The following is a 13,730-nucleotide window of genomic DNA, read 5'->3' as shown; positions in this document are numbered from 1 at the left end:
CCATATTCCCCTTTTCTGTATTACTGACTCGTACCCTTAACCTAAACTTGCCCGGCGCAGCAATAGCTGCGGAACGTCCGAATCCGGATGAACCACTTGGTGGGCCTGAACTCCAAATACGGTTTCAACCAGCTCCGGTGACAAAATGCCGTCCGGCGCGCCTTGCGCCACAATTTGCCCGCCGCTCATCACTAAGAGATGGCTGCAAAACAAGGCAGCCAAATTCAAATCATGCATCACTGAAACGACGGTAAGTCCGGCATCGCGCTGCCATTCGGCCACCAGCTCCATAAATTGCATCTGGTAACGCAAATCCAAATAGGTTGTTGGTTCATCGAGCAGCACCAGCTCGGGCTGCTGAGCCATCACCTTCCCAAGTGCTACCCGCTGGCGTTGCCCCCCGCTAAGCGCACTCAGCGGACGATGCTCCAGCTCCTTCAGGTCGAGACGTTCCATAATTCCATCAATGAGGCGTTCGCCTGCCTTCGCCCCGCCGATCTCCTTGCCGCGCCAATCCTGATGGGCGAACCGCCCCATTTCCACCACTTCACGCACCGTAAAAGCCACAGCCGGAAGCCCGTCCTGCTGAAGGACGGCGACCTTGCGCGACAGCTCCTTGCGCGAATACGACGAAAGCGGTCGTCCGCTCAACGCAATCTCGCCGGCATCCGGCTTCTCCACGCCGGAGATCAAGTTGAGCAAAGTTGTTTTGCCGCTGCCGTTGGGTCCAATCAAGCCCCAAAACTCACCGGAGCCAACCTGCCAGTCCACACCGTGAAGCACCTCCAGCCGGCCAAACGCCTTGGCAACCCCAGACACCTTGATCAACGCAGCTCCTCCTCCCTCTGTTTCTTCTTCCGATACAACAGATACCCAAAGAAAGGCGCCCCCACAAAGGCGGTGACGATGCCCAGCGGGACCTCCGTTGGAGCCAGCAGCGAGCGAGCCGCCAAGTCGCTCCACATCATAAATATCCCGCCGCCCAGCGCCGACAAAGGAATGATCAGCCGATAATCCGGGCCGGTGATCAGACGGATCATATGCGGAACGACCAGGCCTACGAATCCGATTACCCCTGACACGGATACCGCAGCCGCCGTCATCAGTGTAGCAACGAGCAACACAGCTAGTTTGGTTCGTTCTACGGCCATCCCGGAATGGGAGGCTTGACGTTCACCTAAAGTCAGCAGGTTCAAATGTTTAGCCCGGCTCCAAAGGAATAAGGCTCCCAGCAGCAAATACGGCAAAAGGATGGCCGTATACGACCATCCGCGCAAGCTTAAACTGCCCATCGTCCAATAGTAAATTTCATTAATGGTTTTCTTCGACATTGCCGTTAAAAAGGAGACAACAGCCCCTAGGAACGATTGCATCACGACGCCGGACAAAACCAGACTTTCAATCGGCAGCCGTCCGTTCTCTCTAGCCAGCCAGATCACGATCCATAACGTAACAGCCCCCGTCAGGAACGCAACCATCGGAAGCGTAAAGATCCCAAACAGGGAAAACTGCCATCCGAAAAAGATCAGCACCGCCGCACCGATTGCCGAACCTGACGATACGCCCAGTGTAAACGGATCCGCCAGCGGGTTGCGCAGCACCCCTTGGAAGCCGGCGCCCGCTACGGCGAGCGAAGCGCCGACCAGCATCCCGAGCAGCACGCGAGGCAACCGGACCTGGACGACGATTTGCTCTGCTGCCGTCGTCCAATCCGGCGTGATCAGGCGGTCTAACCCCGGGAGCCTGTGCAGCAAGATCGCCGCGATTTCTCCAGCAGGCACATAAACGGAGCCGATGCCGATGCAGAGCAGCAGCGTCACAACCAGGAGCAAGAGCCCGATGACTCCGTATCCGGCGAATTTGCCGCGCTTCATGGCTGGATCAAATCCGGGTGAACCGCCTTGGCCACTTCAATCAGCCCTTGCGTGACGCGAGGGCCCGTACGGCTCAGCAGGTTATCGTCCAGAGCGATAATGCGGTTCTCCTTCACGGCCGTAATTTGGTCCCAGCCTGAACGGCCTTTGATGATGTCCGCTAACGTCTTGTTATTTTCGTCAACAACGCTTTTCGCGTATAAAATGACGTCCGGGTTCGCTTGGATAATTTGTTCCTCATTGATCTCGGACCATCCCTTGACATCGGAAGCAACGTTGATGCCGCCAGCTAACGTGATCATCTCATCCATGAATTCGCCTTTGCCAACCGTCCATCCCGGAGAAAACTCGATGTAGACCTTCTTCTTCTGGTCTTCACTTAGCGAAGCTACCGCATCGGTTACCGTTTGGACCTCTTCCTTCATCTTGCCGACCACTTCAGCAGCTTCAGCCTGATGGTTGGTAATTTCGCCGATCGTCCGAATATGCTCCATTACTTCGTTGATCGTCTTCGGATTGGACTGGAACACTTTATATCCCATATCCGTCAAGTTTTTGACCGTTGCTTCATCGATCAGGCTCGCCGCAAGAATTAGGTCCGGCTGCGCCGCCACGATTGCCTCGACATTCACCTGGAACCCGCCCATCCGCGGTTTGTCCTTCACCGCTTCAGGATAATCATCCAGGTCGGATACGCCAGCGACCTGCTCGTCCAGTCCCAGTGCAAACAGCGTTTCCGTCTCCGAAGGCGCCAGCGAGACGATACGTTCCGGCGCGGCTTCAAACGTAAACTCTTTACCGGTAGAATCAGTGACGGTATAAGGGTAAGTCGTCTCTTGTGCCGCCGAATTGTCCGCCGCCGCGTTCGTTCCAGCGTTTTGCGTCGGTTGTGCAGCGTCCGCTGTGTTCCCTGTCCCCGGGGTGACGGCGTTATTGTTACCGCAGGCCGCAAGCACCAGCAGCAACGCCAGCAGCCACAGGCTTCCTAGTCTTCTCCAGTTTTTCATCTCCAGATCTCCCCTTGCTTTATTTTTCAGTAAATAAAGAAACGCCTTGTGTTCCAGCGGTACGTTGTGCAGCCGGCGGCGAAGAAGTCCGGCTAACCCTCTACCGGCACAAAGAAAAAACCCCAATCCTAGCGGATGGGGTTACGTCTACAAAGTCATGCTGTGCGCGCGCAAAGCGGAGAGACTCCACGATGGCAGCGCCAAGCCATGATGCTCTTGGCAGAACGTTATCCTTTCCTCGAAGGACCGTCTTGAATTCCCGTGGCAGGTCTCCTGACTTCCAGGTCTCGACGAAAACTCGCCTTCCCATCTCCCTTCGCGGGCGACAGTGGCATCATGAGCTCGTCCCTGTTTACAGTGGCGGGACCGTGCCGGATTTGCACCGGCTTCCCTTTTAACCCGAAGCGGTACGGCATGCTTCACCGTTGCTCCAGGACCTACGGGCACAAATTGTACGCTTGTCTTAAGGCTTTCTTCTCTATTGGATTATAGGGGAAAAGCGGAGGACTGACAATAACTAATCCGTTATTCCTTTGTTTAGCCCCGTTCTAAAGACAAATCGGCTCCCAGGACACCAATGACTTCACCTTCCCGGACAATCGGCACGGCCAGCGTCATGCAACGCCGCTTGGTGATCGCGGAGATATACACTTCGGAGACGACCGTCTCTCCGGCAATCGCCTGGCGGAACCAGTCCCGTCCTTTGGCGTTAAGCAAGCCGGCTTCCGGAATGGATACGATAAAAGAGCCGTCCTTGCGGTTCGACCAGGCCGCTTCTAGACCAGGCTCTGCGGCTAACAGCTGCTCCAGTGCAGCCCGGTGACTAGCCGGCTCCAGCATGCGGAAACCTGGCTGTTCGGCTGCCTCCAGCAGCTTCCGGGCATAGGCTTGACCAAGGGCCACCGCGTCTTCGCCACCGGCAGCCGGATCCGCCCCGGAATGGACGGAGTTCAATGATACCATCAGTTCGCCCTGGGCCCGATCCAAGCCCACGACCACCGTCTGCAGCTTGGAAATATGCTCTCGCTCCGATTCCATCCGAGCCAGCGCTCCCTCCACATGGGTGATGCTCCGATTGAGAGCCTCATGCACCTCGCTTAGCATCGCCTCCATATTCCGCGTCAGCTCGGCTTGTTCCCGGCTTCGCTGTCCCGCCTCGGCAACCAGCCCGTTCACCTCTGCCACTTCATCCGCAATGAACCGGATGTCCTCCCCCATTCGCTTCATCAGCGAAATTCCTTCCAGGGCCGAGTCACGTCCCTCTATCAGCGTGGACTTCACACGCTCGACATCCGCCGAGATTTGCTGGAACAACGGGGCGGAGGAGTTGATCGCCCTGGTGCTTTGATCCGCCAACTGGCGCATGCGCACGGCGACGACATCGAAACCTTTCCCCTGCTCGCCCAAACGAGCCGCCTCGATCGACGCATTCAGCGCAAGCAACGCGACCTCTGCCGCGATCTCCTCCAAGCTCCGATACAATGCGCCCAGCTTCCGGGTGTTCCCCTCCAGATCCTCCATCGGCCCCACGATCGACTCTTGGGATTGCGCCAAAGAACGAATGGTGCCGTCTACGGTTTCGAGCGCTCCCGCCATACGCATGGCCTCGGCTCGAGTGTTTTCGCTGCGGGTAAGCAAATGCCCCGCTGCGTCATGGATTTGGGAGGCCGAGGCCGCCACCTCTTCCATTGCCGCCAGGCTCTCCTGCACCTGTTCCAGCGAACGTTCGCTGCTTTGCTTGAGCTTCAGATCCTCGGCCGCTGCAGTATCGGCTAATCGTTGCAGCTGCTCGAGGCTCTCGCTCACTTCGCCAACCGCCGCCTGCAGTCGATCCGCCGCCACTAGCGACTCATTGAATACTGCCGTCCAATCAGTTTCCTTCCGCTGGGATTCACCTGTCCCCGAAGGAGAACGCTTGCCCGCCAGCGCCCCGCCTCCCAGTGCTGCCCGCAGGCCGGTTCCAAAGAACAACGAAGACCCCAAGCTGAGCAAAGTAAATAGCACAAGGCAGGGGATATACCATGGCGTCTTTGCCCATAACGCACAAACAGCCAGGACCGCCGTGAAGCCGACACTAAGCCAAGCAGCGATTCTTCCCAACCTTTCGTTCCGATTCATACTCCCACCCCTGATATGTAAATTTTGCTAACATTATAGAATAGGACTAAAGGTATAGAAAGGAAAAATTTAGGCATTCCGAAGTTGGGTGCAAATAATCGACGGAATTTTGTAAATAAAAAAGAGGAATGTAACACAACACGTCACATTCCTCTTTGAACAATCCATACCATCCTATATCTTGGGTGCAATCTTGCGGCATCCTCTCTCGTCTATTCGTTCATTCTCCCATTGTACACCAGAACAGAACGCTCTTCCCTACTTACTCCGCTTGCCGCTGCTGGCCAGCAAGATGTTAATATTCTGCTGCTGCCGGTATTCATTCGGCGTGACTTGATACTTCTTGCGGAACATCTGCGCGAAATGGCGGATGTCCTGATACCCGAGGTATTCCGCAATCTCCGCGATCTTCAGCTTCGGGTTCAGCAGCAGCTGCTTCGCTTGCTCCAGACGGAGCGAGGTTACGTATTCCTTGTAGCCGAGTCCCACCTTCTGCTTAAACAGCTGGCTGAAATACGCCGGGTTCAGGAAGACGACGGAAGCGACCTTTTCCAAAGAAAGCTCCTCATTGTAGTGCTCCTTGATATATTGGAGGGCAACTTCGATCGCTTTCTCCCCGCTGCCCTTCGGCGGATCCAGCAAGGCAACCGGCGAATCGGAAGCCTGTTTCATGCGCATGACCACCTGCGGCACCGACTTGAAATCGTTGTTTAAGCCTGAATGCACGATTTGAAAAGGCACCTTCAAATAGTGCTTCAAATGCGCCTTCACTTCCTCCTGAAACCGTTCGATTCGCTCCGGCTCCCGCGGCGTGATCAGTCCCAGCAGGCTTTGGCGGTCATAGCTGACAACAAACCCCCGGCCATGGCGCTCGATCAGCTCGGACAACACGTTTTCAACGATAAAATGCTCCAGCCGCACGCTTTTGTCCCCGGCATCCATCTGAACCATCATCAAATAAAAGCTTTGATAGTCCTCCATAAACGGCGTCAAATCCAGGTTCCCGATATCCAGCCCCGACGCCAATCGCTGAAATACGCCCTCGCGCAAATATTTCAGATTAGCTTTTAACAGCTCCTCTTCCTTCGTCAGCTCGCTTTCTTCACGGACCTCCGTGGCCAGGGTACTGATAATTTCCTGCAGGCGCGTCTTCCCGATCGGCTTCAGCAGATAATCGCGAGCTCCCAGCCGCACCGCCTCCTGGGCATAGGCGAATTCGCTGTGCGCGGAGATGACCACCCACTTCACCCGGGGAAATCTGCGTTTGAAAATACGCATGAATTCCAGGCCGTTCATTCCCGGCATCAAAATATCGGTCAGCACGATGTCGAATCGCTTCTCACCCATCAGCTTCGCCGCTTCCTCAGCCCCTTCGGCCAGTTCCACCCCGTACTCCGGATAAATCCGCTTAATCGTTCGCTTAATGCCCTCGCGAATCGCCCGTTCGTCATCGGCAATTAAAATATTCATGTGGCAACCTCCCCCTCCATCGGAAGCGGCAGCACGACGGCCACCTTGGTTCCTTGATCAGGAATGCTTTCGATCTCCAGACCATAACGTTCGCCGAACATATGTTGAAGGCGGCGGTGCAGATTTTGCAGCCCAATGCCGCTGCTGCCCGTGCCGGATACCTTCGGGATCGGGCAGTTGATCGACTGCTTCAACCAAGCTAGCCGCTCGGCCGTCATCCCGTTGCCGTTATCCTCCACCACGATTTTCAGCACATCTCCAACCTCTTGGGTATATAACTTAAGCACACCTTGGCGTTTGAGCGATTCCAGCCCATATTTCACCGCGTTTTCGATAATCGGCTGAACGGTCATTTTCGGCAGACGAATGTCCAGCCACCGTTCATCGATCGATTTCTCCACCCGAAGCCGGCCCTCCAGCCGAATCAAGATAATCGTCAAATAATGGTTGATCTGCTCCAGCTCTTCGCGCAGCGTAACCTTCGCTCCGTCCTTCCACTCGCTGCTGTAGCGGAACATCGATGACAGCGATAAGACGAGCTCGCCTAACCGGTCGTTCTCCTTCTCATCCAGCATCCAATAAATCATATCCAGCGTGTTATACAAAAAATGCGGATTCACCTGCGACTGCAGCGCATGCAGCTCGGCGTTCTTCTCACTGACCGAGGAGATCTTCACCCGCTCAATCAGCTCCTCAATCCGGCTGACCATCCGGTTAAACGAGGCGACCAGAATATTAATCTCCTGGTAGGAGGAGACGTTCACCATCCCGCGGAAGTTCCCTATTTCCACCTGTCGCATCTCGCGGATCAGCTTCTTCAGCGGATTGGCAATTGTCCGCGACACAATGCTGGCGACGACGGCGGAGACGATGATCAGGATCGAAATGACGATCAGCAAATACCGCTTCGTTTCCAATAACTCTACATTCAAATCCTGCCGGGGAGTCACGCTGACCACCGACCAGTCGGAAAAAGGCAGACGGGACGCCACCGTGATCCCCGAACCCTCCTGCTCTACAACCAAGTTGCGGGCTGCATCCAGCTTCGGGAGGTCGTCCAGCATCGGTGCCGGTTCGGTCAACGAGGAGACAACTTGGCCTTGCTGATTGACGAGATAGACCTCGCTATGCTCGCCCAGCTTGAGATTATCCAAAGCATCCAGCACCGGCCCCGGGTTCACCTCGTAAAGCACGACGCCAATCGGTTTGTGCTCGTTCAAATCAAAAATTTGCCGGCCAAAGGCAAACACCGGGCTGTCCTCGGCTAAATCGATCAGCGAGTGGGAATAGACGCCTAACCATACCAATTTCCCGGACGAATCGCGGAGCTGGCGGTACCAGTCTTCCTGGGGATAGGACGGATCCAGCACATTCATCGAGTTGCCGTAATTGTAGATCTTCCCCCGGTTGGTGATAACGTGAATGCCCACCAAATCATCACGCGAGTAAAAGATCGCCCCGATAATGTTCGTAATCGATTGTTCGTTAATATAGGCAACCGCCGGCTCGTCGGTTTTTTCGTTCAGCAGGCGGATCATTTCAAAATTGTTGGTGATCGACTTCGACAAGCTGTCGTACCCTTCATAAAGCAGGCTAAACAGCCCGACGGTTTGAGCTACGTTTTTCTGCGATAGGTCACTAATTTTCTCGTGATATTGCTCAGTCGTCCGGCTGTAGTAGAGCACGCTGACGATCAGCAAAATGCCCGACATACAAAAAAGAAACAGCAAAAACAACCGATGGTTTATGGAATGAAAGCTGTTTCGCAACTGTTTTCTCCCTCCCAACCCCGTGTCCTGCTGCTCCTTCATTATAAGATGGCGTCCTTATTTTGCAAGCGCAATCTTTACCCTTTTACTGCTCCGGCTACCATTCCTTTCGTAATTTGGTTCGACAGGAAGAAATAGATCAAAATGACCGGTAGCGCCCCCATCACAAGGAAAGCGCCGATGGCTCCGTAGTTTACAGAATATTGGCTGACGAATGTATATACCCCAAACGGCAGCGTCTTCAGTCTCTCCGACGAAATGAACGTGGCGGCCAAGATGTATTCGTTCCAAATCGTGATAAAGGTTAAAATACAAACCGTCATCATTGGCGGGACGGACACCGGCAAAATAATGCTGCGGAAAATCCGATAAATGCTCGCTCCGTCGATAAACGCCGATTCCTCGATTTCCGCCGGGATGCTCTTCATAAACCCGCTGAGGATAAAGACGGAGATCGGGGTGGAAAAAGCGATATACGGCAAAATCAGCGACAGATGCGTATTTAGAATATCGACATTTTTAAAAATCACCATCAACGGCAGCAGCGTAGCCTGCATCGGAATCATCATCCCCATCAAAAAGATGGTCATGACCATGTTCCCATACCGCCAGCGGAACCGCGAAATGGCATACGCCACCATCGAGCTGAGCAGGATGACGCAGATCATCGTGATGCCGGTAACGATCACGCTGTTCGATAAATATTTCAAATAGCTCCCGGACTCGTAAGCGTCTTTGTAGTTGTGCCACTGCAGTTCTTTCGGCAAGGCGAAGAAGCTTCCGCCCATGATCTCCTCATTCGTCTTCAAAGAATACAGCAGCAGCCACAACAGCGGGTACAGCTGGGTAACCACCGGAATCGCAAACAGCAGGTATACGATTCCTTTTTTGATTTTTCGCATGAACCTCGCCTCCTTTGCTAGCTGTATTTGCGCTCAAGCTTGTTGAAGATGGAGTTGATGATCGCCGTGCATGTGAGGCACAACAGAACCAGGAACGTGGCAATCGCGCTGCCGTACCCGTATTTCAAGGACAGGAACGAGCTGTTGTACATATGCGTGGAGATGACGTCGGTGGCATGCGCCGGTCCGCCTGCGGTCATCACCATGACGAGGTCGAACGCTTGCAACGAGCCGATAAACGCCAGGACGATCGATATTTTAAAGATCGGGACGATCAGCGGCATTGTGATGTAGCGGTCTGCTTTGAACCCTTCTGCCCCGTCGATTTTTGCAGCTTCATAAATCTCGTCCGGAATGTTCTGCACCCCGGTATATTGAATCAACAAATGATAGCCGAAATACTGCCACAGCGACACGAAATACAGACTGTACATCGCGATTTTCGGCTCGGTCAGCCAGTTATGCGTCCAGCTGTCCAGACCCAGGGCGATAAGCACGCCGTTCAGCATGCCGCCCATCGAGGTCGGGTTATAGATCGTTTTCCAGAGTTGTCCGATGATCACAACCGATAAAATGACCGGCGTAAAATAGATCGACGCCAGCGTGTTCCCCTTTTTCAAATAACGGCTAAGCAAAATCGCAAAAAACAAGCAAAGCGGAATCTCCAGCATGGAGGCTACCGCATAAAGCAGCGTTCTCCGGACCGACGGCCAGAAGACCGGATCGTTCCAGAACATATCTCGGAAATTGGACAGTCCCGTGAACTTCGGGGTGGTGATCCCGTCCCAGTTGAGCAGGCTGGTCCCAAACGATACGAGTATCGGAACAAACACCAAGCACACATACAACAACAGACAAGGTAATACGAAGACGGCTATTGTGCGTGCGGGCACCTTCAGTACTTTCATCTCTCCGCCCCCCAATAGAAATGCGATGCGAAGAAGCGCTCTAGCACGAATGCTTACAAGGGCTACTTCGCATCGATGGAAAGGTAACTTTTTTTAGAAGATTAGGTATGGTTATTGGCTAATGGAATTACTGCTTGTTGGCTTCATAGGCGGTTTGATGCTCTTTGGCCACTTGAGCGGAATCCACTTTCTGCACGAACAGGTTCTGGATGCTGCTGAGGTGGACTTGCGCCGTTGCCGGGTTCATCGTATTGTCGAACGCCAGGTCGCCGCCCTTCACCTTGTTGAACAATTCGGCGACTTCGATGGCCAAGTCGGAGTAACCGGCCGCTTTCAGGTCGCCGTCAACTTTTTGGCCAAGGCCGACAGCGTTTTTGTTCTCAAATTGCTTCTTCGGGAAGTTCAGCGTAAAGAAGTTCAGGAAGTCCTTCGTTTCTTGCAAGTGCTCGCTATTCGCCGATACCGCAAACGCGCTGCCCGGCGCCAGCATGAACTCGTTGGGATCCCCTTTGCCGCCCACCGTCGGGAACGGGAACGCACCAACTTTGCCTGCAACGGACGAAGCGTCGATGGCCCCGGTTTCCCAGGAACCGATCACCCACATGGCGGCTTGGCCGGATTTGAAGATGTTGCCGCCTGCCGTAGCGTCAATGGAGGTTGCGCCGTCCGGGAATGCACCGGCTTGCACCAGCTCTTGGAACTTGTCAACGGCTTCGATGAAGGCCGGATCTTCGAACGTTTTCTTGCCGTCCATGACGTCTTGCAGGAAGCCTGGGCCGCCGTTGGTGCGAAGCAGGATGTTCATGAACAGGAACGAACCGGTCCAAGAATCTTTCTCCCCGATCGCCAGCGGCGTGATGCCTTTTTCTTTGAAAATTTTCACGTCATCCAGGAATTCGTCGAACGTTTCCGGTACTTTCGTGATGCCGGCTTGCTCGAACAGTTCCTTGTTATAGTAAACGACCTCGATGTTGTTCCCGTCTGGCAGCGCATAAACGTTGCCGTCGAAGCTGTAATAATCAAGCAGACCCTCTTGGTACGTGTCTTTCAGCCCGTTTTGGTCCAGCATGTCGTTCAGCGGTGCCAGCAGGCCGGCGTCCACGAACGGTTTCATTTGCGCGGCCGGGTTCACGATCGTGATGTCCGGAACCTCTTTGGATGCCGCTTGCGTTTTGAGCTTGATTTTTTGCTGGTCGGTATTCAGCGTGTCGAGCTCGATGTGGATATTGGGATGTGCTGCTTCATACTCTTCCACCAGTGCATGGATCGTTTTATAGGACGGAGTAGCCGGGTCCGGATAGATGTTCTGGAACGTGATGGTGATCTTCTCTCCACTCCCGCTCTTCCCCCCGTTTCCGGCAGGCTCATTCGCCGCCGCATTATTCTTCGCACCGCCGCCTCCACATGCCGACAGGCTCAGCGCCAATACGGCGGTTAAAGCGATTGCGGAAGTTCTCTTCCATAGCTTCTGATTGACCATTGGATCATACCCCCTGTATTTAGGATAAACCCATTATTATGCCTTTAAGCGCTTTCAACAAGGCGTGGACTTTGGATATCCGGTAGGTTTTTTTTAGGTGTGTAGATGCTCCCCTGTTTCCTTCCCTAGGAAAAGAAAAGCCCCCTAGCCTATATCTTGGTTGCCAAGGGGAACTTGTATATCGTTATGTTGGATCGGCTTGGAGTGGGTTGAGCGACCGCTTCTCGGGATTATATACCTAACTCAGCCAGTAGCCGATAGGAATGAAGCCGCTCCTCGTAATCGGGGATGGGGGATACGATCAGGAACTCGTCGTTCCTGCACTGGTTTTGCAGGTCCTGCAAATACTCGCGGGCTTGCAAGGCTGTCCCGGCAAACCATTGAAAAGGCGCCCCGCCGCGATCGCGGAACCCTTCCGTCGTCTTCGCCGCCAGTGTCTTTGCATGCGCTTCGGTCTCCGCGCAGATGAGACCCACCGCCAGGATCGTCGACGGCTTGGCCAGGTGAACGGAGGGGCGGAAGGCTTCACGGTACGACCGCAGGATCTCTGCTCCGTTACTGTCGCTCATAAACTGGCCAAAAACGTACCCCGTTCCGAGCTCGGCTGCGTACCCTGCGCTCTTGACATTGGTGCCCAGCATCCACAACTCCAGCGGAAGCCGCGGAATCGGCCGGGCGATCACCGGATGATCGTCGTAGCGGTAATTATCCGCTAGCAAGTCAGCCAGATCCTTGGCCAGCTGCGGATAGCGGCCGACCCGTTCCAGAAAATTGCCGCTTAAAGCCATCGTCACGTGCGCCTCACCGCCGGGAGCTCTCCCGATGCCGAGGTCGACACGCCCCGGATACAGGGCCGACAGCAGCCGGAAGCTTTCCGCAACCTTCAGCGGACTGTAATGCGGTAGCAATACAGCGCCAGACCCAAGACGAATCCGGCGGGTCGCCGCTCCAATGGCGGACAGCAGTACCTCAGGGGCCGCGCTGGCCAGTCCTTCCATCCCGTGATGCTCCGACGTCCAGTAGCGGTGATAGCCCAGCGCTTCCGCCTCCCGGGCCAAACGGATCGCCTGTTCGAGCGCCTCCTCCGCCGAATAGCCCGGAAGCCTTGGAACGAAATCCAGCAGACTTAGCTTCAACTTCCTTTCCCCCCTTCTGATTCTTCTTGCCCTTGAAAATACAAACGTTGAATCCCGCCCGGCCCAACATGGGTATCCCAGAACCCCAGGCCGGGCTGCAGCAGCGAACAAAGCAACGACATAACGCCGCCGTGGGTGACGATCAGCAGGCGCAAAGGTTCTTGCGCTGATGCTGAGGGTTGCGGCGCCAGCCCTAGCGAAAGAGGCTCCGCGGGTTGGTCGCTGGCCCGGCTTAGGGGGCCCGATACCGTCCCCTTCACAGCTCCAGAACGCTCCAGCAGATCCCGGCATACCTCCGATACGCGCGATTGAAAAGCCTGCCACGATTCGCCGCCGGGCGGCGTTATCGCCTGCGGGTCATCGATCCAGGCTCGGTACCTCTCGTCATCCTTGAGCATCTCATAGGTTTGGCCTTCCCACTGGCCAAAGTTCATTTCCCGCAGCCGGGGGTCGATGTGCACCTTGTCCAGTAGATCGGGACGGGCCCAAGCCAACGTTTCCAAACAGCGCCGCAAATCGCTGGCATACACCGCTGCAAAGTTTACCCCTTCCAGTTCCCGGCGCAGTTCGGTTAAACCCGACGCTTCTCCCGGCAGCAACGGGGGATCGCTGTGGCCTTGATATCGGCGTTCCGTGTTCCATGCTGTAAGGCCGTGGCGAACCAGCCACCATTCCACATTCATCCTCTTTCCACCTCCCCTGCGTGCCAACGATTCCGACTATATCCAACCCCAATTCCCGGTGACCGCAATCCAGATCCCCGTTCCCAGGATCACCGTGGCATTGGCGGCCCAGAACATCAAGCGGGCCGTGCTGGCTACGTCCTCGGGCACCAGCTCGCGGGTTTTCTCCCCCATATAAGCGCGGAACGATACGACGCCGTGGTAGGAATTTTCTCCGCCGAGCCGCACGCCCAGCGCCCCGGCCACCGCGGCCTCCGGGTAGCCGCTGTTCGGGCTCGGATGCTTGGGGGCATCGCGGCGTACCGCTCGCCGCGCGCCGCGGGCATCCAGCCGCAAAGCCCAGGCTGCGGCGAACAGCAATAGCGCCGTCAGCCGGGCGGGGA

General features: G+C 55.3%; 12 protein-coding genes and 1 riboswitch. All 12 genes read right to left on the bottom strand.

Features of this window, described 5'->3' with window-relative positions; translation table 11 throughout:
* Positions 1-36: 36 nt before the first annotated feature.
* Positions 37-828: an ABC transporter ATP-binding protein gene (locus tag POTG_RS16890; RefSeq protein WP_036645964.1), complete on the bottom strand. Its 792-nt coding sequence runs from the start codon at positions 826-828 to the stop codon at positions 37-39.
* Entirely contained in the window at positions 825-1,874 is a 1,050-nt protein-coding gene (locus POTG_RS16885) for a FecCD family ABC transporter permease (RefSeq protein WP_009226057.1), read from the bottom strand. The genes POTG_RS16890 and POTG_RS16885 overlap by 4 nt, the downstream gene beginning before the upstream one ends.
* Positions 1,871-2,881, bottom strand: coding sequence for an ABC transporter substrate-binding protein (locus tag POTG_RS16880; RefSeq protein WP_028538550.1), 1,011 nt, complete (start codon positions 2,879-2,881; stop codon positions 1,871-1,873). Before POTG_RS16880 ends, POTG_RS16885 begins: the two co-directional genes overlap by 4 nt.
* Before the next feature lie 246 nt (positions 2,882-3,127).
* Positions 3,128-3,338: riboswitch (cobalamin riboswitch) on the bottom strand.
* Between the two features lie 80 nt (positions 3,339-3,418).
* Positions 3,419-4,999 (bottom strand): methyl-accepting chemotaxis protein, encoded by a 1,581-nt coding sequence (locus POTG_RS16870; RefSeq protein WP_009226055.1) that lies wholly within the window; start codon positions 4,997-4,999, stop codon positions 3,419-3,421.
* Between the two features lie 258 nt (positions 5,000-5,257).
* Positions 5,258-6,469, bottom strand: a complete 1,212-nt coding sequence (locus POTG_RS16865; RefSeq protein ID WP_009226054.1) for a response regulator — start codon at positions 6,467-6,469, stop codon at positions 5,258-5,260.
* Positions 6,466-8,238: a sensor histidine kinase gene (locus tag POTG_RS16860; protein ID WP_009226053.1), complete on the bottom strand. Its 1,773-nt coding sequence runs from the start codon at positions 8,236-8,238 to the stop codon at positions 6,466-6,468. The genes POTG_RS16865 and POTG_RS16860 overlap by 4 nt, the downstream gene beginning before the upstream one ends.
* Positions 8,239-8,315: 77 nt before the next feature.
* Positions 8,316-9,140, bottom strand: a complete 825-nt coding sequence (locus POTG_RS16855) for a carbohydrate ABC transporter permease (RefSeq protein WP_009226052.1) — start codon at positions 9,138-9,140, stop codon at positions 8,316-8,318.
* Positions 9,141-9,157: 17 nt separating this feature from the next.
* The gene (locus POTG_RS16850; protein ID WP_016313056.1) at positions 9,158-10,048 is read right to left on the bottom strand and encodes a carbohydrate ABC transporter permease; all 891 of its coding nucleotides are present in this window, start codon (positions 10,046-10,048) and stop codon (positions 9,158-9,160) included.
* A 127-nt stretch (positions 10,049-10,175) separates the two neighbouring features.
* The gene (locus POTG_RS16845) at positions 10,176-11,528 is read right to left on the bottom strand and encodes an extracellular solute-binding protein (RefSeq protein WP_009226050.1); all 1,353 of its coding nucleotides are present in this window, start codon (positions 11,526-11,528) and stop codon (positions 10,176-10,178) included.
* Positions 11,529-11,758: 230 nt separating this feature from the next.
* The gene (locus tag POTG_RS16840; protein ID WP_157273485.1) at positions 11,759-12,664 is read right to left on the bottom strand and encodes an MsnO8 family LLM class oxidoreductase; all 906 of its coding nucleotides are present in this window, start codon (positions 12,662-12,664) and stop codon (positions 11,759-11,761) included.
* Positions 12,661-13,347 carry a histidine phosphatase family protein gene (locus POTG_RS16835; RefSeq protein WP_009226048.1) on the bottom strand — a complete coding sequence of 229 codons (687 nt, stop codon included), beginning with the start codon at positions 13,345-13,347 and terminating at the stop codon, positions 12,661-12,663. The genes POTG_RS16840 and POTG_RS16835 overlap by 4 nt, the downstream gene beginning before the upstream one ends.
* A gap of 36 nt (positions 13,348-13,383) precedes the next feature.
* On the bottom strand, positions 13,384-13,730 hold a 347-nt coding region (locus tag POTG_RS16830), incomplete at its 5' end, for a cobalamin biosynthesis protein (RefSeq protein ID WP_036645959.1).

Origin of the sequence: Paenibacillus sp. oral taxon 786 str. D14 (genome assembly GCF_000159955.1) — a bacterium.
GTDB classification, from domain to species: Bacteria; Bacillota; Bacilli; order Paenibacillales; family Paenibacillaceae; genus Fontibacillus; species Fontibacillus phoenicis.
Note: the sequence above shows the minus strand (reverse complement) of the source record. Positions and strands in the feature narration are given on the sequence as shown.